Source organism: Arthrobacter sp. MDT2-16, assembly GCF_054510925.1.
On record NZ_JBTNDP010000002.1, the window covers coordinates 296234 to 320062 of the forward strand.

18 protein-coding genes and 2 tRNA genes are annotated in these 23829 nt (G+C 69.3%); 9 read left to right on the forward strand and 11 right to left on the reverse strand.

The window, feature by feature from the left end; genetic code table 11:
• Positions 1–3: 3 nt before the first annotated feature.
• Positions 4–1398, reverse strand: a complete 1395-nt coding sequence (locus ACX80N_RS05970; RefSeq protein ID WP_459338665.1) for a bifunctional folylpolyglutamate synthase/dihydrofolate synthase — start codon at positions 1396–1398, stop codon at positions 4–6.
• On the reverse strand, positions 1391–4699 hold the full coding sequence (ileS, locus tag ACX80N_RS05975; RefSeq protein WP_459338666.1) for an isoleucine--tRNA ligase: 3309 nt from the start codon (positions 4697–4699) through the stop codon (positions 1391–1393). Before ileS ends, ACX80N_RS05970 begins: the two co-directional genes overlap by 8 nt.
• Before the next feature lie 424 nt (positions 4700–5123).
• Between ileS and ACX80N_RS05980 the strand changes: the two genes are divergently transcribed.
• The gene (locus tag ACX80N_RS05980) at positions 5124–6452 is read left to right on the forward strand and encodes a cytochrome P450 (protein ID WP_459338667.1); all 1329 of its coding nucleotides are present in this window, start codon (positions 5124–5126) and stop codon (positions 6450–6452) included.
• 28 nt (positions 6453–6480) lie between these two features.
• On the opposite strand, the gene ACX80N_RS05985 is transcribed toward ACX80N_RS05980, so the two are convergent.
• Positions 6481–7275, reverse strand: a complete 795-nt coding sequence (locus ACX80N_RS05985; RefSeq protein ID WP_105030093.1) for an SDR family oxidoreductase — start codon at positions 7273–7275, stop codon at positions 6481–6483.
• Between the two features lie 189 nt (positions 7276–7464).
• Between ACX80N_RS05985 and ACX80N_RS05990 the strand changes: the two genes are divergently transcribed.
• Both ACX80N_RS05990 and valS read left to right on the forward strand, forming a co-directional pair.
• A complete protein-coding gene (locus tag ACX80N_RS05990) occupies positions 7465–7740 on the forward strand; it encodes a hypothetical protein (protein ID WP_459338668.1) in 276 nt (91 codons plus the stop codon).
• A 68-nt stretch (positions 7741–7808) separates the two neighbouring features.
• A complete protein-coding gene (gene valS / locus ACX80N_RS05995) occupies positions 7809–10433 on the forward strand; it encodes a valine--tRNA ligase (protein ID WP_459338669.1) in 2625 nt (874 codons plus the stop codon).
• A gap of 66 nt (positions 10434–10499) precedes the next feature.
• Here valS and ACX80N_RS06000 read toward each other — a convergent pair whose 3' ends face one another.
• Entirely contained in the window at positions 10500–11117 is a 618-nt protein-coding gene (locus ACX80N_RS06000) for a mycothiol-dependent nitroreductase Rv2466c family protein (protein ID WP_459338670.1), read from the reverse strand.
• A 215-nt stretch (positions 11118–11332) separates the two neighbouring features.
• On the opposite strand from ACX80N_RS06000, the gene ACX80N_RS06005 reads away from it, so the two are divergent.
• Positions 11333–12853: a glyceraldehyde-3-phosphate dehydrogenase gene (locus tag ACX80N_RS06005; protein WP_459338671.1), complete on the forward strand. Its 1521-nt coding sequence runs from the start codon at positions 11333–11335 to the stop codon at positions 12851–12853.
• 63 nt (positions 12854–12916) lie between these two features.
• Here ACX80N_RS06005 and clpX read toward each other — a convergent pair whose 3' ends face one another.
• The 5 genes from clpX to ACX80N_RS06030 all read right to left on the reverse strand — a co-directional run bounded on the left by clpX (position 12917) and on the right by ACX80N_RS06030 (position 17611).
• The gene (gene clpX, locus ACX80N_RS06010; protein ID WP_105030803.1) at positions 12917–14209 is read right to left on the reverse strand and encodes an ATP-dependent Clp protease ATP-binding subunit ClpX; all 1293 of its coding nucleotides are present in this window, start codon (positions 14207–14209) and stop codon (positions 12917–12919) included.
• A 165-nt stretch (positions 14210–14374) separates the two neighbouring features.
• The gene (locus ACX80N_RS06015) at positions 14375–15049 is read right to left on the reverse strand and encodes an ATP-dependent Clp protease proteolytic subunit (RefSeq protein ID WP_105030804.1); all 675 of its coding nucleotides are present in this window, start codon (positions 15047–15049) and stop codon (positions 14375–14377) included.
• Between the two features lie 46 nt (positions 15050–15095).
• The gene (locus ACX80N_RS06020) at positions 15096–15722 is read right to left on the reverse strand and encodes an ATP-dependent Clp protease proteolytic subunit (protein WP_276308002.1); all 627 of its coding nucleotides are present in this window, start codon (positions 15720–15722) and stop codon (positions 15096–15098) included.
• Positions 15723–15971: 249 nt separating this feature from the next.
• Positions 15972–17468: a trigger factor gene (tig, locus tag ACX80N_RS06025; protein ID WP_459338672.1), complete on the reverse strand. Its 1497-nt coding sequence runs from the start codon at positions 17466–17468 to the stop codon at positions 15972–15974.
• 69 nt (positions 17469–17537) lie between these two features.
• Positions 17538–17611 (reverse strand) — tRNA-Pro (locus ACX80N_RS06030).
• A 112-nt stretch (positions 17612–17723) separates the two neighbouring features.
• Between ACX80N_RS06030 and ACX80N_RS06035 the strand changes: the two genes are divergently transcribed.
• Positions 17724–17794: transfer RNA gene (locus ACX80N_RS06035), tRNA-Gly, on the forward strand.
• A gap of 69 nt (positions 17795–17863) precedes the next feature.
• Here the strand turns inward: ACX80N_RS06035 and ACX80N_RS06040 are convergent.
• Entirely contained in the window at positions 17864–18745 is an 882-nt protein-coding gene (locus tag ACX80N_RS06040) for an Fpg/Nei family DNA glycosylase (RefSeq protein WP_459338673.1), read from the reverse strand.
• Entirely contained in the window at positions 18738–19208 is a 471-nt protein-coding gene (locus tag ACX80N_RS06045; RefSeq protein WP_459338759.1) for a ribose-5-phosphate isomerase, read from the reverse strand. Before ACX80N_RS06045 ends, ACX80N_RS06040 begins: the two co-directional genes overlap by 8 nt.
• 221 nt (positions 19209–19429) lie before the next feature.
• Here ACX80N_RS06045 and pepN point away from each other — a divergent pair, with 221 nt between their 5' ends.
• The 4 genes from pepN (at position 19430) to ACX80N_RS06065 (ending at position 23829) form a co-directional block, all read left to right on the forward strand.
• Positions 19430–21982, forward strand: a complete 2553-nt coding sequence (gene pepN / locus ACX80N_RS06050; RefSeq protein WP_459338760.1) for an aminopeptidase N — start codon at positions 19430–19432, stop codon at positions 21980–21982.
• A gap of 69 nt (positions 21983–22051) precedes the next feature.
• The gene (locus ACX80N_RS06055; protein WP_105030807.1) at positions 22052–22531 is read left to right on the forward strand and encodes an OsmC family protein; all 480 of its coding nucleotides are present in this window, start codon (positions 22052–22054) and stop codon (positions 22529–22531) included.
• A 117-nt stretch (positions 22532–22648) separates the two neighbouring features.
• On the forward strand, positions 22649–23272 hold the full coding sequence (locus tag ACX80N_RS06060) for a mechanosensitive ion channel family protein (RefSeq protein WP_105030808.1): 624 nt from the start codon (positions 22649–22651) through the stop codon (positions 23270–23272).
• The gene (locus ACX80N_RS06065) at positions 23269–23829 is read left to right on the forward strand and encodes a globin (RefSeq protein ID WP_459338674.1); all 561 of its coding nucleotides are present in this window, start codon (positions 23269–23271) and stop codon (positions 23827–23829) included. Before ACX80N_RS06060 ends, ACX80N_RS06065 begins: the two co-directional genes overlap by 4 nt.

Sequence of the window (23829 nt, forward strand, 5' to 3'; positions counted from 1 at the left end):
TGCCTACTTCCCTAGGAGCGTGCGGGCTTCCCCGACCACGGTGATGGAGCCGGTCACGAGGACGCCTCCCGCGAGGTCGTTGTTCTCCTCGGCTTTCATCACGGCCCACTCGAGGGCGTCGTCCAGGCCGGGGGCGATGTTGATGTTCTCCTCCGCGAACCCCGCCGAAAGGGCGGCCTGCAGGAGGTCGGCTGCGGGGACGGAGCGGGGCGAGGTGGACTGGGTCAGGCAGACGTCCTCTAGGATGCCGCCGAGCTCCTCGTGGAGCTCGGCGAGGATCCCGGCGGCGTCCTTGTCCTCGAGGACCCCGATCACCAGCACGAGTCGGCTGAAGTCGAAGGCCTCGCTGACGCCCTTCGCGGCCGCGCGGGCGCCCGCTGGATTGTGGGCGGCGTCCACGATGATGCTCGGTGCGGTGCGCACCACCTCGAGGCGGCCCGGGGACGTCACGGCCCGCAGGCCGTTGCGCACGAGGTCCGTCTGCAGTTCCCGCTCTCCCGCGCCGAGGAACGCCTCGACGGCGGCGACGGCCACGGCCGCGTTCTCCGCCTGATGCTCCCCGTGCAGGGGCACCAGCAGCTCCCCGTAGCGGCCCGCGAGGCCGGTGATGGACACCACCTGACCGCCGACGGCGACCGTGCGGGACTCCACCCCGAACTCGACGCCCTCGAAACGGAACTCCGCACCGACCTCGCGGGCCCGCTCCAGGAGCACCTGCGCGGCGTCGCGGGGCTGGATGGCACTGACGAGGAAGGCGCCGGGCTTGATGATGCCGGCCTTCTCCAGGGCGATGTCCTCCTCGGTGTCACCGAGGAGCTCGGTGTGGTCGAGGGAGATGGGCGTGACGACCGCCACCTGTCCGTCGCCGACGTTCGTGGCGTCGGTGATGCCCCCGAGTCCTACCTCGATCACGCCGACGTCGATCGGCTCGTCCGCGAAGATCGCGAACGCGAGGATCGTGACGCACTCGAAGTAGGTCAGGCGCGGTTCACCGGCGACGAGGAGCTCGCCGTCGACGATGTCGAGGTAGGGCTTGATCTCGTCCCAGACGCGGACGAAGGTCTCGTCCGCGACGGGCTCGCCGTCGATGCTGATCCGCTCGGTCACACGCGAGAGGTGCGGGCTCGTGAACCGGCCCGTGCGCAGGTCGTGCGCCAGCAGGATGCTCTCGATCATCCGGGCCGTTGACGTCTTGCCGTTGGTGCCGGTGATGTGGATGATCGGGAACGCCCGGTTCGGTTCCCCGAGGATCTCCATGGCCCGGTGCAGGGGGGCCATACGCGGCTCCATCCTGTTCTCCGGGGCGCGGCTGAGGAGCTCGGCGTACACGCTCTCGACCGAGAAGGCATCGAGCCCGGAACCGGCTGCTGCTTCCCCGGTGCCGTTGATCTCATCCATGCTGCTGCTCCTGCTTTCCGACGGTGATGGTGAAGTCGCTGTCCGCATCCTCGCCCGCGGTGATGCGCAGCTCCACGGTCAGGGTCTCCGCGCCGATCAGGTCGGCGTTCGCCTCGAGCGCGGCGACCTGGTGGGGGGCGACACGGATGGTGGTGACGATGCGGTCGCTGATCTCGAGGCCGGCATCCCGGCGCGCCTGCTGGACGGCGCGGATGGCATCCCGTGCGGTGCCCTCGGCCGCGAGTTCGGCGGTGACCTCGGTGTCGAGGACGAGGAACCCGCCGCCCGGCAGCACGGTGACGGCCTTCGACGCGGCGTCGTTGCCCTCCACCACGGTGTCCAGGGTGTACTCGTGCGGCTCGAGGGCGAGGCCGCCCGCGGTGACGCCACCGTCGTCGTCCACCGACCAGTCCCCGGACTTCGCGGCCTTGATGGCGGCCTGCACGTTCTTGCCGAGGCGCGGACCGGCCGCGCGGGCATCCACGACGAGGCGCTGCGTGATGCCGAACTCGGCCGGCTCGGCGTCGGCGGAATCGATGAGGCGGACGCCCTTGAGGTTCAGCTCGTCGGCGATGATCGCCTGGAACTGGCCGGACAGGCCCTGGACGCCGGGGGCGACGACGGTCAGCTCGCGCAGGGGCAGGCGCACCCGGAGGTTCGCCGCCTTGCGCAGGCTGGAGCCCACGGAGCAGATCTGCCGGGTGCGGTCCATCTGCTCCACGAGCTCGGGGGCGGCCGGGAACGACGCCGTGTCGGGCCAGTCGGTGAGGTGGACGGAGCGGCCCCCGGTGAGGCCGCGCCAGATCTCCTCGGTGACGAGGGGCAGCAGCGGGGCCGCGACCCGGCACACCGCCTCGAGGCAGGTGTAGAGCACGTCGAACGCGTCGGTGTCCTCGTCGAAGAACCGCTGACGGCTGCGCCGGACGTACCAGTTGGTCAGTGTGTCCAGGTAGCGGCGCAGGGACTCGCACGCGTCGCTGATGGTGAACGCGTCCAGGGCCTCCGTGAGGTCCCGGACCAGGTTGCCGGTGTTCGCGAGGATGTAGCGGTCGATCGGCTCCGCCAGCTGCCCGGCCGCCTCCGGGGTGACGGTCTTCGCCTCGTAGCCCGCGCCGCCGTTCGCCGCATTGGTGTACAGGCTGAAGAAGTGCCAGACGTTCCACAGCGGCAGGATGACCTGGCGGACACCGTCCCGGATGCCCTGCTCGGTCACCACGAGGTTCCCGCCCCGGAGGATCGGGGAGGCCATGAGGAACCAGCGCATCGCGTCGGAGCCGTCGCGGTCGAACACCTCGGAGACGTCCGGGTAGTTGCGCAGGCTCTTGGACATCTTCTGCCCGTCGGAGCCGAGCACGATCCCGTGGCTGATGACGTTGCGGAACGCGGGCCTGTCGAACAGGGCCGTGGACAGGATGTGCAGCATGTAGAACCAGCCGCGGGTCTGCCCGATGTACTCGACGATGAAGTCAGCCGGGTTGTGCGTGTCGAACCACTGCCCGTTCTCGAACGGGTAGTGCACCTGGCCGTAGGGCATGGACCCGGAGTCGAACCAGACGTCGAGGACGTCCTCGACCCGCCGCATGGTGGAGCGCCCGGTCGGGTCGTCCGGGTTGGGGCGTGTGAGCTCGTCGATGAAGGGCCGGTGGAGGTCCACCTCGCCCTGCTTGTTCAGGGGCAGGCGTCCGAAGTCGGCCTGCAGCTCGGCCAGCGACCCGTACACGTCGGTGCGCGGGTACTCGGGGTCGTCCGACTCCCACACGGGGATGGGGCTGCCCCAGAAGCGGTTGCGGCTGATGGACCAGTCGCGTGCGTTGGAGAGCCACTTGCCGAACTGGCCGTCCTTGACGTTGCCGGGGATCCAGGTGATGTCCTGGTTCAGCTCGACCATGCGGTCGCGGATCTTGGTGACCTCCACGTACCAGGAGGAGACGGCGCGGTAGATGAGGGGGTTGCGGCACCGCCAGCAGTGCGGGTAGCTGTGCACGTAGCTGGCCTGGCGCACGAGGCGCCCCGCCGACTTCAGCGCACGGGTGATGTGCCGGTTCGCGTCGAAGACCTGCAGGCCCACGATCTCCGCGAGCGGCCCTGCACCGAACAGGGGCAGGAACTTCGCGCCCTCGTCGACGGAGAGGATCACCTGGATGCCGGCGTCCTCGCAGACCTTCTGGTCCTCCTCGCCGTAGGCCGGTGCCTGGTGCACGAGCCCGGTACCGTCCGTCGTCGTGACGTAGTCGGCCACGAGGATCCGGAACCCGTTGCGGTACCCGCCCTCCTCGGGATCGGCGAGGTAGTCCCACAGGGGCTCGTAGGTGAGGCCCTCCAGCTCGGAGCCGCGATGCCGGGAGGTGACGGCGTCGCGGGCGGCTGCGGCGTCGGCGAAGCCGAGGTCCTTGGCGTAGTTGCCGAGCAGGTCCTCCGCGAGGAGATAGCGGCCGGCCTCGCCGTCACGCTCGCCCTCCACCACCACGTACGTGATGTCCGGCCCCACCGCGAGCGCCGCGTTGGTGGGCAGGGTCCAGGGCGTGGTCGTCCAGGCGAGGGCCTGCACGCCGGCGAGCTCCTTCGACAGCCCCGTGGTGCCGGCGAGGATCGGGAAGGTCACCGTGACGGTCTGGTCCTGGCGGTCCTGGTAGACGTCCTCGTCCATGCGCAGCTCGTGGTTGGACAGCGGCGTCTCGTCGTTCCAGCAGTACGGGAGTACGCGGTAGCCGCTGTAGGTGAGGCCCTTCTCGTGCAGGGTCTTGAAGGCCCAGAGCACGGACTCCATGTACTCGGGGTTGAGGGTCTTGTAGTCGTTGTCGAAGTCCACCCAGCGTGCCTGGCGGGTGACGTAGTCGCGCCACTCCCCCGCGTACTTCATGACGGAGGCGCGGGAGGCGTCGTTGAACTTGTCGATGCCCATGGCGAGGATCTGCTGCTTGTCGGTCATGCCGAGCTGCTTCATCGCCTCGAGCTCCGCGGGCAGCCCGTGCGTGTCCCAGCCGAAGCGCCGCTCCACCCGGTGGCCGCGCTGCGTCTGGTAGCGCCCCACGAGATCCTTGGCGTACCCGGTGAGCAGGTGCCCGTAGTGGGGCAGCCCGTTGGCGAACGGCGGACCGTCGTAGAACACGAACTCGTTGGAGCCGTCCGCTCCTGCCTCACGGCTGTCGATGGACGCCTGGAAGGTGCCGTCCTGCTGCCAGTAGCGCAGGACGCGCTCCTCGAGTTCGGGGAAGCGCGGGGAGGCACTGGTCCCCGTGGCCGGGGTACCGGCATCGTCGGGCGACACTGCTTTGGGGTAGATCTGCGGCATGGTTCTCATCCTGTGTACGGCGGCGTCGGGTGGAGCAGGAATCCTGCCGTGAGGACGGGCATCCGTTCCGCCTGCCACCGGTTGCCTGACCGGTTGCCGGGGACTGGACCCGCGGTACCACCTCACTTGCCGCCGTCGTCCGCCGTGCCGCGTCTCGCGGGCACTGCGGGCGGGGCCGCCGCTCGTTTCCCGGCTGTGACGGGCCGTCCCGTCCGGTTCTACGGGCCGCCGCGAAGGCCGGCCTTTCTTCCGGAGGCTCACCGGTGATCGCCGGGTCGAAGCCTGTACGCCAAGTCTAGCGCCGCGGTCAATTCGTTGTCGAAAGCGCCGCTGCACAGAACCGGGGCCCGTGACCGGTACGGAAATGCGTTGTGGTCGCGGCGTGGGCTTGGCAGGCTGGAGGGGTCCCCGACCGCAACAGGATGGATACCGCATGCCCACCACCGGCCTCCCCACCGCGTCCGCGCTCGACACCGCGCGGCTGCTGATGGGCGTCTTCCTGCCCACCGTCGCCAAGGGACCCATCATCCGACGGCCGTGGGCGGTGGGCCTGACCGCGCGCCTGGATCTGGACACGAGGGCCGTGGGCATCGTCAAGAAGGTACACGCCCGGTACCCCGACGGTCCCCTGATGCTGAAACTGCCGGTGCGTAAGCAGGCGATGGTGCTCGCCCCCGGGGACGCGAACACCGTGCTGGCGCGCTCGCCAGAGCCGTTCTCCCCCGCCAGCAGCGAGAAGAAGGCCGCGCTCTCGCATTTCCAGCCCTACAACTCCCTGATCTCGCGGGGACCCGTCCGCACGGTGCGCCGCGCGCTCCAGGAGCAGGTGCTCGACACGGACCACCCCGTGCACCACCTGGCGGCCACGTTCGTCCCCGTGGTGGAGGAGGAGATGCAGGGGCTGCTGGACGAGGCGATGCGCACCGGGTCCCTCCCGTGGGGCGACTTCCTCGACGCCTGGTACCGCGTGGTCCGGCGGGTGGTCTTCGGCGACCACGCCCGCGATGACAAGAACCTCACGGCCATGATCATCCGGCTGCGCAAGGACGGGAACTGGTCCTTCCTCAAGCCCGTACGGAGGAAGACGCGGGCCCGGTTCCTGAAGGGCATCAGCGACGAACTCGCGAACGCCGAGCCGGGGAGCCTCGCCTCCGTGATGGCGGCGGCCCCCAAGGGCGACGACGCCGAGCCCGCGCACCAGGTGCCGCAGTGGCTGTTCGCCTTCGACCCCGCCGGGATGGCGGTCTTCCGCGCCCTGACCGTCTTCGCGACCCACCCCGAGGCCATGGCGGCGGCGCGGCGCGAGATCGACGCCGACACCTCGGGGCGGCGCCACCTCCCCTACCTGCGCGCGAGCGTCCTCGAGGCGCTGCGCCTGTGGCCGACCACCCCGATGATCCTCCGCCAGACCACGCAGCCCGTCCAGTGGGCGCAGGGACTCATGCCGGCCGACTGCGGGATCCTGATCTACGCGCCGTACTTCCACCGCGACGAGCGCTCGCTGCGCAGCGCCCACAACTTCGCCCCGGAGCGCTGGCTGACGGACGAGGACGACGGCTGGCCGCTCGTGCCCTTCAGCGGCGGACCGGTGGTCTGCCCCGGGAAGCAGCTGGTGCTGCTCCTGACCAGCGCCGCCCTGGCCTCGCTGGTCGACGGGCACGACTTCCGCATCGAGGAGGGCCAGGCGCTCGATCCGGGCAACCCGCTGCCCGGCACCATGGACAACTACTCCGTACGGCTCGGCGTGACGGCCCGGGCCTGAGGCTCCGCCCTCGTATCCGAGCGGGGTGTCAGCCGCGCAGGACCTTGTGGTTCGCGGCCTGCGCGAGCGGACGCAGCACGAGCTGGTCGATGTTCAGGTGGTGCGGCGCATTGAGGGTGAAGGCCACGGCGCCGGCGACGTCGTCGGCGGTCAGCGGGTGTCCGACGCCCTCGTAGATCCTGTCGGCCGCCCCCTGGTCCCCGCCGAGGCGGTTGAGCGAGAACTCCTCCGTATGCACCATGCCCGGGGACACCTCGATCACCCGGATGTTGTTCTCGGCCTCCTCGAGCCGGAGCGAGCGTGCCATCGACTCCTGCGCCGCCTTCACCCCGCAGTACCCGGCCCCGCCCTCGTAGGCCGCGAGCGCGGCGGTGGAGGTCAGGAACAGCACACTGCCCTGGCCGCCGTCGCGCAGTGCGGGCAGCAGGGCGCGCGTCATGCGCATCGAGCCGAGCACGTTCACGTTGTACATCCACTCCCAGTCCGCCGTGACCGCGTCCGCCACGCGGTCCGCGCCGAAGGCACCGCCGGCGTTGTTGACGAGGGCGTGGACCGGGCCTGCCGCCGTGACCTCGGCGGCGAAGGCGTCCACCGACGCCTGGTCGGTGACGTCCAGGGCCACCGGCGTCGCGCCCGTCTCGTCCGCGAGCGCCGTGAGGCGGTCCAGGCGACGGGCCGCGGCGACGACGTCCCACCCGTCGCGGCGCAGGGCGCGCACCGTCGCTGCGCCGATCCCGGAGCTGGCCCCGGTGACGATCGCACGCAGGGCAGGAGGGGCGGGATTCACGGGGGCGCCGAGCGTGGCGGGCGGTGTCGGGGTCATGGAGCCACTGTAGCGAGGGGGCGGCGATCATGGGCCGCGGGCGTCCGGGCCGGCTGTCGACCCTGACGCAGCAGCGACCAGGAGGGGTCGGCGGGGCCGGAACCCGAGCGGCGGCGCGGGAATCGTCGGTCGGCGCCCGGCCGCGATTACACTGCACGGACACGCAGTCGTCCGTCATCGGGGGGAACCATGGAATCAACAGCGCGACGATGTGTCCGTTGGGGTATCACGCTGGTCATCGCGGGCGGTTTCGTCCTCGTGCTGCTCCCGCACCTGATCGGTCTGCTCGCCGCATCAGCAGGGCCGTCGGCAGCCATCGGCGTCGGGCTCGTGGACATCGTCATGACGCTCGTCCGCTGGGCGCTGATCCCGATGGGGACCACCCTGATCGGCGCCGCGATCGTCATCAGGGCCCTGGCCCCATCGCTCGAGCGGCCGAGCGCCACGCTCATCTCCGAGCCCTGAGACGGCCGGGGGTGTCGTGACCCCGTCCCGCGGAGAGTGCGGGATGCAACGTAGGGAACAATGGAGGGATGGCCGACACCACCCAGGGCACAGACACGCCCTCCCCCCAGCCCGTTTCCGTTCCCGACAAGCCCGCCCTCGAGGGCCTCGAAGAGAGGCTGTCCCGGCAGTGGCGCGAGGACGGCACGTACACCTTCCGGCGCGACACCACACGCGAGCAGGTCTACTCGATCGACACTCCCCCGCCCACAGCGTCGGGCTCCCTGCACGTGGGGCACATGTTCTCCTACACGCAGACCGACGTGATGGCCCGCTTCAAGCGGATGAACGGCGCGAACGTCTTCTACCCGATGGGGTGGGACGACAACGGCCTGCCGACGGAGCGCCGCGTCCAGAACTACTACGGCGTCCGCTGCGACCCCTCGGTGGCCTACGACGCCGACTACCGGCCGCCGGCCGAACCGGCCAGGAACCAGCGCGACTTCGATGCCGTCTCGCGCCGGAACTTCATCGAGCTCTGCGAGGAGCTGGCCGTCGAGGACGAGAAGGTCTTCGAGAACCTGTTCAGCACCCTCGGGCTGTCGGTCGACTGGGACCTCACCTACCGGACCATCGACGACACGTCCCGTGCCGTCTCGCAGCGCGCCTTCCTCGAGAACCTGAAGGCCGGGGACGCCTACCTCGCCGAGGCACCGACCCTGTGGGACGTCACGTTCCGCACCGCCGTGGCCCAGGCCGAGCTCGAGGACCGGGAGCAGCCCGGCGCCTACCACCGGATCGCCTTCCACGCGCCCGACGGCACACCGATCCACATCGAGACGACCCGCCCCGAACTGCTGCCCGCCTGCGTCGCGCTCGTCGCGCACCCCGATGACGAGCGGTACAGGCCGCTGTTCGGGACCACGGTCACCTCCCCCCTGTTCGACGTCGAGGTGGAGATCAAGGCGCATCCGCTCGCCAAGCCCGACAAGGGCAGCGGTATCGCCATGATCTGCACCTTCGGCGACCTCACCGACGTCACCTGGTGGCGTGAGCTGCAACTGCCCACGCGCGCCGTCGTCGGCAGGGATGGACGCCTCCGCTCCGAGACACCCGAGTGGATCGCCACCGAGCGCGCCCGCGGGAACTACGCGCAGCTCGCCGGCAAGACGATCTTCAGCGCCAAGGAGGCCGTCGTCGCCCTGCTCCGCGACAGCGGGGACCTCGACGGCGAACCGACGAAGATCACGCACCCGGTCAACTTCTACGAGAAGGGCGACAAGCCCCTCGAAGTGGTGACCAGCCGCCAGTGGTACATCCGCAACGGCGGACGTGACGCCGGCAAGCGCGAGGCCCTGATCCAGCGCGGCCGGGAGATCGACTTCCACCCGGCCTTCATGCGCTCGCGGTACGAGAACTGGATCGAGGGCCTGAACGGTGACTGGCTCGTCTCCCGCCAGCGGTTCTTCGGCGTGCCCGTGCCTGTGTGGTACCGCCTCGATGCCGACGGCGAGCCGGAGTACGAGGACCCCGTCCTCCCCGCGCTCGAGTCCCTGCCCGTCGATCCCGCCGCCGATCCGGCCCCGGGCTTCGAGGAGTCCGCCCGGAACCGGCCCGGCGGCTTCATCGGCGACAGCGACGTCCTCGACACGTGGGCGACGTCGTCCCTGACCCCTCAGATCGTCGGCGGCTGGGCGCGGGACGAGGACCTGTTCGGGAAGGTGTTCCCGTTCGACCTGCGCCCCCAGGGGCACGACATCATCCGGACCTGGCTGTTCTCCACCGCGGTCCGCGCAGACGCGCTGCAGGACTCCGTGCCGTGGAAGCACGCGGCCCTCTCCGGCTGGATCCTGGACCCCGACCGGAAGAAGATGTCGAAGTCCAAGGGCAACGTGGTGGTCCCCACGGACGTGCTGGAGCAGTTCGGCGCCGACGCCGTCCGCTACTGGGCGGCCTCGGCGAAGCTCGGCGCGGACACCGCGTACGAGGTGAACCAGATGAAGATTGGGCGCCGGCTCGCGATCAAGCTGCTCAACGCCTCGAAGTTCGTGCTGAACCTCGGTATCACCGAGGGATCCGTCGGGGAGGGCATGCTCGGACGGGTCACGGAGGCGCTGGACCTGTCCCTGCTGGCGCAGCTGCGCACCGTGACGGAGCAGGCGTCGGCCGCGTTCGAGAAGTACGACTACGCCCGGGCGCTCCAGCTCACGGAGTCCTTCTTCTGGACCTTCACGGACGACTACGTGGAACTGGTCAAGGATCGCGCGTACGGAGACGCCGGGGATGCGGCGACGCAGTCGGTCCAGATCACGCTGGCGACGACGCTGGACGCGCTGCTGCGCCTCTTCGCACCGTTCCTGCCGTTCGCGACCGAGGAGGTCTGGAGCTGGTGGCGGGAGGGCTCGGTGCACCAGGCCGCGTGGCCGGGTGCCGACGCGCTCTCGGCGCTGCCCGACTCGTCCGACGCCGGCGTCCTGACCTCGGTGGCCCTGGCCCTCGGCGGCATCCGGAAGGCGAAGTCCGAGGCCAAGGTCAAGCAGCGCACCGAGGTGGAGACGGCCGTCGTGACCGCCCCTGCCGCCCAGGTGGAGCAGGTCAGGGCCGGCATCGCGGACCTGCTGGCCGCGGGCAACGCGAAGGACCTCCGGTTCGCCGAGGGCGAGGGTGTCCTGACCGTCTCCGACGTCGAGCTGGTGCCGCAGCCCGCGGAGTAGCTCCCGGCCCGACCACGAGCAGGGGACCCACCGGATGGTAGGTCCCCTGCTCACGTTCCGGCAGATCTAGTCGAACGTGGGCCGGGACGTCCTGGAGCGCTTGAGCTCGAAGAACTCCGGGAAGCCGGACATCAGCACGGCGCCGTCGAAGATCCGACCGGCATCCTCGCCGCGCGGGATCCTCGTGAGGACGGGCCCGAAGAAGGCCGTGCCGTTGAAGGCGACGACGGGCGTCCCCACCTCGTCCCCGACGCGGTCGATGCCGTCCTTGTGGGAGGCACGGAGCTGCGTGTCGTACTCGTCCGAGTGCGCGTACCGGGCCAGCTCGGCCGACAGGCCCACCTCGTCGAGCGATTCGCGGATCACCGCGTCGAAGTCCTTGTTCTGACCGATGTGGATGCGCGTGCCCATGGCGTCGTACAGCTTCTTGACGTACTCCTCGCCGTGCTGCTCGGCCGCGGCGATGATGACGCGGACCGGCCCCCAGCCCTTCTCCATGAGGGCCTGGTAGTCCTCCGGCAGATCGCGTCCCTCATTGAGGACGGACAGGCTCATGACGTGCCAGTCCACCGAGATGTCCCGGACCTGCTCCACCTCCCCCATCCAGCGCGAGGTGATCCACGCGAAGGGGCACAGGGGGTCGAACCAGAAATCGGCCTTCTCGACGGTGGTGGACTCGCTCATGCAGTGCTCCTTGTGGTGGGTGGGTCGTCTCTCCGATGCAACCGGGGCCGCGTGCTCCATATTCCGCCGTACTCAGCATGAAGTTGGTGCAGGGCAGTGCGGGACGGTCTAATGAAGGGACACGACCAGTCGCTGTTGCCTGGCGCTATCCCTGCGTCGCCGCCCGGCTGGATGAGTCCGCACCGGGGTGCCCCGGTGCCCGAAAGGACGCCGCCTTGCAGTACGACAGGACCGAGAACCACGCCGGAGCCGATACCGGGACTGATGCCGGGTCGCATGAGACGTGGCTGGAACGTGAGGCGCTGGCCGAGGCGATGATCCCGCTCATCGGGCGCCTGTACCGCGAGAACAACGTGGTCACGAGCATCCACGGGCGCAGCCTGATCAACAAGTCCACCATGAACATCCTCAAGGCCCACCGCTTCGCCCGCCGCATCACCACGAAGGAACTCCACCTCGAGGACACCGCCCCGGTGCTGCAGCTGCTGGCGGGCCTGGACCTCGGGGCCGCCGCGATCGACGTCGGACGCCTGCGCAACGCCTACGACACCGCCGTCGAGGCCGGCGACGAGCGCACCCTCGAGGAATTCCTGCGCGCCGAGCTCGCCGCGATCGTGGGCCAGGGCGGTCGCGACGAGCGCACCAGCACCGACGTGGTCCTCTACGGCTTCGGGCGGATCGGGCGCCTCGTGGCCCGCCTGCTCATCGAGAAGGCCGGCGGCGGCCACGGGCTGCGGCTGCGCGCCGTCGTGGTCCGCCGCGGCTCCGCCAACGACCTCACCAAACGCGCCAGCCTGCTGCGCCGGGACTCCGTGCACGGCTCCTTCGAGGGCACCATCCAGGTCGACGAGGCCACGAACACCATCACCGCCAACGGCAACCGCATCCAGGTCATCTACTCCGACGACCCCGCCACCATCGACTACACCGCCTACGGCATCTCCGACGCCCTCGTGGTCGACAACACCGGCCGCTGGCGCGACGAGGAAGGCCTGTCCCAGCACCTCCGAAGCACAGGGGTGGCCCGGGTGCTGCTCACCGCCCCCGGCAAGGGGACCCTGAAGAACATCGTCCACGGCATCAACCACACCACCATCGAGGACACCGACCGGATCATCACCGCCGCGTCGTGCACCACCAACGCCATCACCCCGGTGCTGAAGGCCGTCAACGACCGGTACGGCATCGTCCACGGGCACGTGGAGACCGTGCACTCCTTCACCAACGACCAGAACCTCATCGACAACTTCCACCGCGGCGACCGCCGCGGCCGCTCCGCCGCCCTGAACATGGTCCTCACCGAGACCGGGGCCGCGACCGCCGTGGCCAAGGCCCTGCCCGAACTGGCCGGCAGACTCACCGGCAGCAGCATCCGCGTCCCCACCCCGGATGTCTCCATCGCCATCCTGAACCTCACCCTCGAGAACCCCACCACCAAGGACGAGATCAACGAGTACCTGCGCGAGGTGTCCCTGCACTCCACCATGCGCAAGCAGATCGACTACATCGACAGCCCCGAAGTGGTCTCCACCGACTTCGTCGGCTCACGCCGCGCCGGCATCGTCGACGCCCTGGCCACCATCGCCGACGGGCACCACGCCGTCCTCTACGTCTGGTACGACAACGAATTCGGCTACAGCTGCCAGGTCGTCCGCGTCCTCGAGGAGATGGCCGCCGTCCACCCACCGACCTACCCCGCCGCGGATGCCGGGGCCGAGGTGGCCGCCCGCGTGTGAGGGACGTCCACCGACGGGAAGGGCCCGACCATACGGTCGGGCCCTTCCCGTCGGTGTGGCCGGTCAGGCCGACTTGTTGCGGCGCTTGGCCACCACTTCGTGCGAGATGAGGGTGGGCTCCGCGCGCCGGCCGACGACGTCGTCGGTGATGACCACGGTGGCGATGTCCTCCCGGCTGGGCAGGTCGAACATGACCGGCAGGAGCACCTCCTCCATGATCGCCCGAAGGCCGCGGGCCCCCGTGCCCCGGTCGAGGGCGAGGTCGGCGATCGCCTCGAGGGCCTTGGGCTCGAACACGAGATCGACGCCGTCGAGCAGGAACATCTTCTGGTACTGCTTCATGAGGGCGTTCTTGGGCTCGGTGAGGATCTGCATGAGCGCCGGACGGTCCAGGTGCGTGACCGTGGTGATGACCGGCAGGCGGCCGATGAACTCGGGGATCAGCCCGAACTTCAGCAGGTCCTCCGGCATGACGTCCCCGTAGCTGACTTCCTCGTTCTTCAGCGAGCTCAGCGGCGCACCGAAGCCGATCCCCTTGCGTCCGGCCCGCGACCCGATGATCTCCTCGAGACCGGCGAAGGCGCCCGCGACGATGAACAGCACGTTGGTGGTGTCGATCTGGATGAATTCCTGATGAGGGTGCTTGCGTCCGCCCTGCGGAGGCACGGAGGCGACAGTGCCCTCGAGGATCTTCAGGAGTGCCTGCTGCACGCCCTCACCGGACACGTCGCGGGTGATCGAGGGGTTCTCGCTCTTGCGGGAGATCTTGTCGATCTCGTCGATGTAGATGATGCCCTGCTCGGCCTTCTTGACGTCGTAGTCGGCGGCCTGGATGAGCTTGAGGAGGATGTTCTCGACGTCCTCGCCGACGTAGCCCGCCTCGGTGAGGGCCGTGGCGTCCGCGACGGCGAACGGCACGTTCAGCCGGCGGGCCAGGGTCTGCGCGAGGTAGGTCTTGCCGCACCCCGTAGGGCCGATGAGCAGGATGTTCGACTTCGCGATCTCCACGTCCTCGGCCTCGGCGGCGTCGGCGAGGGTCCCGGCGGCGCGGGGGCCGTTGCCGGACTGGATGCGCTTGTAGTGGTTGTACACGGCGACCGCGAGCGAACGCTTGGCCGGCTCCTGGCCCACCACGTACTCCTGGAGGAAGTCGAAGATCTCGCGGGGCTTGGGCAGCTCGAACGAGCCGAGATCCGCCACCTCGGAGAGCTCCTCCTCGATGATCTCGTTGCACAGGTCGATGCACTCGTCGCAGATGTACACGCCGGGGCCGGCTATGAGCTTCCGGACCTGCTTCTGGCTCTTTCCGCAGAAGGAGCACTTGAGCAGATCGGTGCTCTCACCAATGCGAGCCATGGTTCAATCCCCTTAGGTATTACACGATTGCTATGACCACTCTAGGCCACATGGTCCCGGGAGCCAGTATCAAAATGCCCGTGGTGCCTTGCGGCGCCACGGGCGGTGACCGGGCCGGGCGGCGCATCCGATGGTCGGTGGAACCGCGGATGCGCCTGCCCCGGCTTACGGGGTGTTGATCTTCGGAGGGGTGATCTTGCGGGAGTTCAGGACCTCGTCCACCAGGCCGTACTCGACGGCGTCGGCGGCGGTGAGGATCTTGTCGCGCTCGATGTCGAGGTTGACCTGCTCCGTGGTGCGGCCCGAGTGCAGGGCCAAGGTGTCCTCGAGCCAGGTGCGCATGCGCATGACCTCGTTGGCCTGGATCTCGAGGTCGGACGCCTGTCCGCCCTGTCCGCCGGAGAGGGCCGGCTGGTGGATCAGCACCCGTGCGTTCGGCAGTGCGAGGCGCTTGCCGGGCGCCCCGGCGGCGAGCAGGACGGCGGCGGCACTGGCGGCCTGGCCGAGGCACACAGTCTGCACCTCGGGCCGGATGAACTGCATGGTGTCGTAGATCGCCGTCATGGCGGTGAAGGACCCGCCCGGCGAGTTGATGTACAGCGTGATGTCGCGCTCGGGGTCCGTGGACTCGAGGACGAGCAGCTGGGCCATGACGTCATCCGCGGAGGCGTCGTCGACCTGCGTGCCGAGGAAGATGATGCGGTCCTCGAACAGCTTCGTGTAGGGGTCCTGGCGCTTGAAGCCGTAGGGCGTGCGCTCTTCGAACTGGGGCAGGATGTAGCGGCTGGTCGGAAGGTTCCGCGCCGTGGATCCCGCTGCTGCCTGGAAATCGTGGTTCATGGTGTCTCCTGTAGGACGACTGGTGAGGAGTGGACTGCTGCGCGGACTACGCGGTCTGCTCGGTGCCGCCGCCGCCTGCGACGGAACCGGAGTTCGCGGAGATGTGGTCGAAGAACCCGTACTCGAGGGCTTCCTGGGCGGTGAACCACTTGTCGCGGTCGTTGTCCTTCAGGATCGTCTCGACGGACTGGCCCGTCTGCTCCGCCGTCAGTTCGGCCATGACGCGCTTCATGTGGAGGATGAGCTCCGCCTGGATGCGGATGTCGGTGGCCGTTCCGCCGATGCCGCCCGAGGGCTGGTGCATCAGGATGCGGGCGTGGGGCGTCGCGTAGCGCTTGCCCTTCGTGCCCGAGGACAGCAGGAACTGGCCCATCGACGCGGCGAGGCCCGTGGCCACCGTGACGACGTCGTTCGGGATGAACTGCATGGTGTCGTAGATGGCCATGCCCGCGGTCACCGAGCCGCCGGGAGAGTTGATGTAGAGGTAGATGTCGCGCTCGGGGTCCTCGGCCGACAGCAGGAGCAGCTGGGAGCAGATGATGTTCGCGTTGTCGTCGCGGACCTCGGAACCGAGCCAGATGATGCGCTCCTTGAGGAGCCGGTTGTAGATGTACTCGTCACGACCGCCCGCATCGGGGCCTGCCATGCTCGGGGTGCGTGGTTCGGTTGCCATTGACGTTGACCTCTCACTCTGGCGGGTGGATGCCTCTTCGGCCTACCCGTCCTTTTGTCTCTTCTTGGACACTAACCCGCTGACTCGCCGAATTGCTCCCGCGCGCGGAACTGTTCGCTGACGGCGCACGGTCGCCGGCCCGCCCATCACGGGTCCGTGCGGACCCCCGGATCGGGGGAGGACGCCGCTTAACGCGGCAGCGGTGCCGCCGCCCGAAGGCTGCGGCACCGCTGGTCGCACTGGTGGGGGCTACTCGGCCGCCGGCTTCTTCCGCGGCGCGCGCTTCTTCTTGGGCGCCTCGGCGGCCTCGAGCTCCTCGGGATCACCGGCCTCCGTCTCGGCAGTCTCGGACTCGGCGGCATCCGCCATGACGTCGGACTCCGTGGCCTCGGTGGCCTCGATGTCCTGCTCGACCTCGGCGTCGTCGACCTGGAAGGTCTCGCCCTCGTCACCGGCAGGACGGACGAACTCGCTCAGGTCGATCGAGGTGCCCGTGGTGTCGGTGACCGTCGCGTACTCGAGGACCTTGGCGAGGGCCTTGCGGCGGCGCACCTCACCGACGATCATCGGGACCTGGCCGCTCGAATCGAGCATCTGGGCGAACTGGTTCGGCTCCATGCCGTACTGGCCGGCGGTGGAGACGATGTAGTCGATCAGCTCGCTCTGGCTGACGCCCACCTCCTCCTTCTCGGCGACGGCGTCGAGGATCACCTCGTTCTGGAAGGCGCGCTCGGTGTTGGTGCGGATCTCGGCGCGGTGTTCCTCGGTGTCGTGGTCCTCACCGGCACTGTGGGCGTTCTCGCCGTTGAAGTGCTGCTCGAGCTGCTCCTCGATGACGCTCTCTGGGACCGGGACGGCGACGAGCTCGACGAGCTTGTCCAGCACCTTGTCCCGCGCCTCGACGCCCTGGTCCATGAGCTTGGACTCGGAGGCCTGCTTCGCGAGATCGGCGCGCAGCTCCTCGGCGGTGTCGAACTCGCTGGCGAGCTGGGCGAACTCGTCGTCGACCTCGGGGAGCTCGCGCTCCTTGACGGCCTTCACGGAGACCTTGACCTGGGCGGCAGCACCGGCGTGCTCGCCGCCGGCCAGCGTGGTCTCGAAGGTGGCGTCCTCATCCGTGGAGAGACCGGTGACTGCCTCGTCCATGCCCTCGAGCATGGTGCCGGAGCCGATCTGGTAGGACAGGTCCTGGGCCGCATCGACCTCTTCACCGTCCACCGACGCGGTGAGGTCGATCGTGAGGAAGTCGCCGTCCTTGGCGGGGCGGTCGACGGTGGTGAGGGTGCCGAAGCGCCCGCGCAGCTCGTCCATGGCCTTCTGGACGTCCTCGTCCGACGCCTCGACGGGCTCGACGGTGACCTCGAGGCCCTTGTAGTCGGGCAGCTCGATCTCGGGACGGATGTCCAATTCGACGTTGAAGGTGAGCTGGCCGTCCTTCTTCGCGGGGTCGGGGACCTCGGTGATCTCGACCTCGGGGCGGCTGAGGGGACGGATCCCGGTCTCCTGCACGGCGCTCTGGTAGAAACCGTTCAGGCCGTCGTTGATGGCCGTCTCGATCACGTAGCCGCGGCCCACGCGCTGGTCGATGAGCTGCTGGGGAACCTTGCCCTTGCGGAACCCGGGAACCTGCACCTGGGTGGCGATGGTCTTGTAGGCCTCGTCGATGCTGGGCTTCAGTTCCTCGAAGGGGACCTCGACGTTCAGCTTCACCCGGGTGGGGGAAAGGGTTTCAACAGCGCTCTTCACAGCGTAGGACTCCTGAGATGATTGGGATTGGTTCTGCAGCGGAGGCACTTTCCTCATCACACGACAGAGTCGGGGTGACAGGAGTTGAACCTGCGACTTCCTGCTCCCAAAGCAGGCGCTCTACCAAGCTGAGCTACACCCCGTAAGTGCGAGTGTCAGTCTACGCACCTTTGCGCGCACCTCGCACATTTGGCGATCACGCGGCTGCTGTGGTGTAGTTGTAGGCGTTCCACGGGGCCCTAATAGTGTTCCCGCGGGGCTGTAGCTTAGTGGTAAAGCCTCTGTCTTCCAAACAGATGATGCGAGTTCGATTCTCGTCAGCCCCTCTCCTCCCGGCTTCGGCAGGGACCCCACCCGGACCGACGCGTCCGGGTGTTCTGCTTTAAGCGGCCGGGTCAGTCCGCCTGGCACTGCGGGCACCAGTAGACGTTCCGCGCGGCCATCTCCGCGGTCAGGATGGGCGTGCCGCAGCGGCGGCACGGCTCCCCCGTCCGCTTGTACACGTAGTTCGGCGCCGAGCGCTTGGGCCGACCGTTCCGGGCCTCGGGCGTGGTCGTGATGATGCGTCCTTCGCGCACACCGTCCTTCATCAGCCGCACGGTGTCGGCCCAGATGCCGCCGGCCTCGTCGTCGCGCAGCTGCTTCCCCGGCCGCCAGGGGTTGATCCCCTGCAGGAACAGCACCTCGGCGCGGTAGATGTTCCCGATCCCGGCGATCACGGCCTGGTTCATGAGCTGGACGCCGACCGGGGTGATGCTGGAGGTCACCTTGCTGACGAAGACGGTGGCGTCGGAGTCCGGCTGCAGCGGATCGGGGCCGAGCCTCGCCCGCGCTGCCTGCTCCTCGGCGGCCGTGATGACCTCGCAGGCCGTCGGTCCCCGCAGGTCGGCCCAGCCGTGGGGTGACACGAGCCGTACCCGGACCGCTCCGACGGGCTCGGGCGGGCCTGCGTAGGTCGAAGCGCCGGCGTCGCCGGTCGGCTGCTCCGACTCCCCCACCCGGCGTGGCGCCCCGATGCTCGAGGCGCCGCGGAACGTGGCGTCGCCCCCGAAGCTCCATGCCCCGTAGAGCCCGAGGTGCACGCGCAGTACGCGGTCGCCGTCGAACCGCAGGAACATCTGCTTGCCGTGGGCGAGGGCGCTCAGCAGGGTACAGCCGTCGAGCAGGGCGGCACCCGCCGCGAAGCGGCCCTGGGGGCTGGACACGGCCAGCTGCTCGCCGGCGAAGACGGAGCCGAACTGCTTCGCCAGCCGGTGAACCGAGTGGCCCTCAGGCAAGAGTCCCGGTCTCCTCGAAGCGTGCTATCTGCGCGATGCGGCGGCTGTGCCGCTCGGCGCCGCTGAACGGCTCGGCGAGGAACGCCTCGATCAGGGCCGTGGCCTCCTCCACGGAGTGCTGGCGGCCGCCGACGGCCACCACGTTCGCATCGTTGTGCTGCCGCGCGAGCCGGGCCGTGTCCAGGTTCCAGGCGAGGGCCGCGCGCACCCCCGGCACCTTGTTCGCCGCGATCTGCTCGCCGTTGCCGGACCCGCCGAGCACGATGCCGAGCGCCTCCGTGCCGGCCGCCCGGTCCGCCACGACGGCCTGCGCCGCGTGGATGCAGAAGGAGGGGTAGTCGTCCTCGGGGTCGTACGCCGTCGGACCGTGGTCGACGACGTCGTGCCCGGCCGCCGTGAGGTGCGCGAGCAGGTGGGCGCTCAGCTCCATGCCGGCGTGGTCTGTGGCGAGGTGGACGCGCATGGACATCTGTTCCTTTCAAGGATGCCGGGAGGAGCCGGCGACGACTGGGATGATGCAGGGTTTGTCCGGCCCGGGGCAGGACGGGTTCCAGCCTAGTGCGCCCGACGGCCGGCGGCCGATCGCCCGGCGACGCCGGACGGAGTGAGAGAATACGAAGCGCGCGTAACCCCCATCACACGCGCGGAACCCGATTCCCACCCTGGAGGCGATCCTTGCCCGGTCTGAACCTGACGCGCGATGAAGCACGCACGCGCGCCGATCTGCTCACCGTCCACTCCTACGAGGTCACCTTGGACCTGACGCGGGGTGAGCGCGTCTTCCGGTCCACGACGGTGGTGTCCTTCGACGCCGAGCCGGGTGCCTCCACGTTCATCGACGCCGTGACGGACACCGTCCACCGCGTCGAGCTGAACGGCGTCGGGCTGGACGCCTCCGAGGTCGCCGACGGCGTGCGCATCCAGCTGCCGTCGCTGGCCGCGAGCAACACCCTCGTGGTCGAGGCGGACATGCCCTACATGAACACGGGTGAGGGCCTGCACCGCTTCACCGATCCTGTGGACGGCGAGGTGTACCTCTATACACAGTTCGAGGTCCCCGACTCCCGCCGTGTCTTCGCGGTCTTCGAACAGCCGGACCTGAAGGCCACGTTCCGTTTCCGCGTCACGGCGCCGTCGCACTGGGACGTCATCTCCAACAGCCCCACGCCCGCACCGGTGCCGGCGGACTCCGCCGCCGACGGCGGGGAGAGCTCCACCTGGTACTTCGAGCCGACGCCGGTCATGTCCTCCTACGTCACGGCGCTCATCGCGGGCCCGTACCAGTCCGTGCGCAGCGAGCTCACGAGCTCCGACGGGCGGACCATCCCGCTCGGCGTCTTCGCCCGGAAGTCGCTCATGAAGTACATGGACGCCGAGAACATCTTCGCGCTCACCCGGCAGGGCTTCGCCTTCTACGAGGAGCAGTTCGGCGCGCCCTACCCGTTCGAGAAGTACGACCAGCTGTTCGTTCCCGAGTTCAACGCCGGCGCGATGGAGAACGCCGGCGCGGTCACCTTCGTGGAGACCTACGTCTTCCGGTCCCGCGTGCCCGATGCCACCGTGGAGCGGCGCGCCATCACGATCCTCCACGAACTCGCCCACATGTGGTTCGGCGACCTCGTGACCATGCGCTGGTGGAACGACCTCTGGCTGAACGAGTCCTTCGCCGAGTTCATGTCCACCCTCGCCGCCGCCGAGGCCACGGAGTTCGAGCAGGCCTGGACGACGTTCGCGATCCTGGAGAAGGGCTGGGCCTACCGCCAGGACCAGCTGCCGTCCACGCACCCCATCGTGGCGGAGATCAACGACCTCGAGGACGTCCAGGTCAACTTCGACGGCATCACCTATGCCAAGGGTGCCTCGGTGCTCAAGCAGCTCGTGGCCTGGGTGGGGCAGGACCAGTTCATGGCGGGCGTGCGCCAGTACTTCGCCAAGCACTCCTGGAAGAACACCGAGCTCGTGGACCTCCTGTCCGAACTCGAGGCTGCCAGCGGCCGCGACCTCAAGCAGTGGTCGGCCCTGTGGCTCGAGACGGCCGGCGTCAACACGCTCCGTCCCGAGATCGGCACGGACGACGACGGCACCATCGCCTCCTTCACGATCCTGCAGACGGCGATCGAGGCGTTCCCCACCATCCGCCCGCACCGCCTGGCGGTGGGCTTCTACGACCACGACGACGACGGCGCGCTGGTCCGCGTGCACCGCCTCGAGCTCGACGTCGACGGCGAGCGCACCGACGTGCCGGACCTCGTGGGACGGAAGCGGCCCGCGCTGGTGCTGCTCAACGACGACGACCTCGCCTACGCGAAGATCCGCCTCGACCCGGCGTCCCTGCGGACCTCGGTGCGGCACGTCAAGGACTTCCGCGACTCGCTCCCCCGCACGCTCGTCCTCGCCTCCGCGTGGGACGCCGCCCGTGACGGCGAGACGCCCGCCCGCGACTACGTGGAACTCGTGCTGCGGAACATCGGCGCGGAGTCGGACTCGTCGGTGGTGCTGGTCCTGCTCCGGCAGCTCGCCTCGACCCTCGCGTTCTACGTCGATCCCGCGGACCGGGAGGCCATGGGCGATGCCGCCGCGGACAGCCTGCTGGAGCTCGCCCTCGCCGCGGACCCCGCGTCGGACGCCCAGCTGCAGTTCACGAAGGCGTTCTCGGCGCACGCGCGCACCGCAGCACAGCTGGACGTCGTCGAGGCGATGCTGACGGGCCGGAACGTCCCCGAGGGCCTCTCGGTGGACCAGGACCTGCGGTGGGAGCTGCTGACCAGCCTCGTGGTGGGCGGCCGTGCCGGCGCCGCCGAGATCGACGCCGAACTGGTGCAGGACTCGACGGCGACGGGCGAGCTCGCCGCAGCCGCCGCGAGGGCGGCACTGCCGACGGCGGACGCGAAGGAAGCGGCCTGGGCGGCGCTCGTGGATGCCACGGACCTCCCCAACGCCACGCAGCGCTCGATGATCGCGGGCTTCACCAGGGTGCACGACCGCGCGCTGCTGGAGCCGTTCGTCGAGCGCTACTTCGCGTCGCTGCGCGAGGTCTGGTCGACCCGCACGCACGAGATCGCCCAGCAGATCGTCGTGGGCCTGTACCCCTCGCTCCTGACGACGCAGGACACCCTGGACCGGACCGATGCGTTCCTCGCCGAACTCGGCGCCGATGCGCCGTCGCTTCGCCGGCTCGTGCTCGAGAGCCGCGACGGGATCGTGCGCGCGCTGAAGGCGCAGGCCGCCGACAGGTAGGCGGAAGCGAGCGGGGAGGACTCCGCGGGTCCTCCCCGCTCCCCGCCCGTACCGCACTAGGGTCGGAGCATGAACCTGCAGGAGCACTCCTACGCGGCGCGGATCCGCTGGACGGGCAATCTCGGCACGGGCACCTCGGGCTACCGGTCCTACAGCCGGGACCACGAGGTGGACGTGGAGGGCCCGGGCCGCCTCCTCGGCACCGCGGACCCCACGTTCCACGGCTCGAAGGACCGGTGGAACCCGGAACAGCTGCTGCTGACAGCCGTCGCGCAGTGCCACATGCTGTCCTACCTGCACGTCGCCGTGAGGGCAGGAGTGGTCGTCACCGGGTACAGCGACGCGGCGACCGGAACCCTGCACCTCAACCCTGACGGCAGCGGCGAGTTCACCGGCATGGTGCTGCGCCCCGTCGTCGAGCTGGCCGACGCCGGCCAGTCCGCCCTGGCGGACTCCCTGCACGCGGAGGCCAACCGGCTCTGCTTCATCGCCCGGTCGCTGGCCTTCCCCGTCCGTCATGAACCCACCTCGGCCGGTCCCGCCGACTGAGCAGGAACCCCCGGAGGTCCAGGGGCGTGTACGCCGCTGTAGCCTATTAAGGCATCCCCGCGCGCCCCTGCGCCCTCGTGGGTGGACTCCCCCGGATGCCTGCATGAAAGTGACGACATGGAATTCCTTACCCCTCTCGGCTACGGCGGCCAGGTCATCGCCGCCCTGATCATCCTGATCGGCGCGCTCCTGCTGTGGCTCGTGGTCCGCTACCTGATCGCGCGATCCGTCACGCGCGTCCAGAACGGCTACAGCGTGTTCAAGAAGCCGCACTTCAAGTGGGCCCAGCCCGCCCTGCGGCCGTTCGACAGCGCACGGCGCGTCCAGCGCGCCGAGACGATCGGGGGCCTGCTCTCCAGCGTCGCCGCCGGGACGATCGCCGTCATCGCGATCCTCATGGTCATCGAGACACTCGGGTTCAACATCGGCCCCATCCTCGCCAGCGTCGGGATCGTCGGGATCGCCATCGGTTTCGGCGCCCGCGAGGTGATCCGCGATGCGTTCCTCGGGTTCTTCATCACCATCGAGGACCAGTACGGCATCGGGGACACGATCGAGATCGGCGAGACCGTGGGGGTGGTGCAGTCGCTGGGCCTGAGGATCACGCGCATGGTCGACGAGCACGGGGCCGTCTGGTACGTCCGCAACGGAGACATCACGAAGGTGGGCAACCGCTCACAGGGCGACTACATCGCCCCTCCCCCCGAGCCCTCCTCCGCTGCTGCGGAGAGCCAGGCATGAGCGAGCAGGATCGCGCCGGCATGGAGCACCCCGGAACCGACCAGGAGCCGGCGGCGGGAGCCCCGACGGCCCGGCCGGACCAGTCCTCCACGCAGCTGTCCCCGCCGTCGGCCGGAGCGCGGTCGGCGCTGCCCGTCGAGCGGCTCGTCGCCGCCGGCCAGGGTTTCAGCCAGCCCCAGTACACGGAGAACTTCTACGAGACCGTGGGCGGTCACGAGACGTTCGTGAAGCTCGTGGACTCGTTCTACGACGGCGTCGCGGACGACGACGTCCTGCGCCCCATGTACCCGGAGCAGGACCTCGAGCCCGCCAAGGAGCGCCTGCTCCTCTTCCTCGAGCAGTACTGGGGCGGGCCCAGGACCTACGGCGAACAGCGCGGGCATCCGCGGCTGCGGATGAGGCACATGCCGTTCCGCGTCGGGCCGCTGGCGCGCGACCACTGGCTGCAGCACATGCGCGCCGCCGTGGACACCCTCCAGCTCGCACCCCTGCACGAGGCGACACTGTGGGACTACCTCGAGCGCGCCGCGCACTCGATGGTCAACGCCGCGGACTAG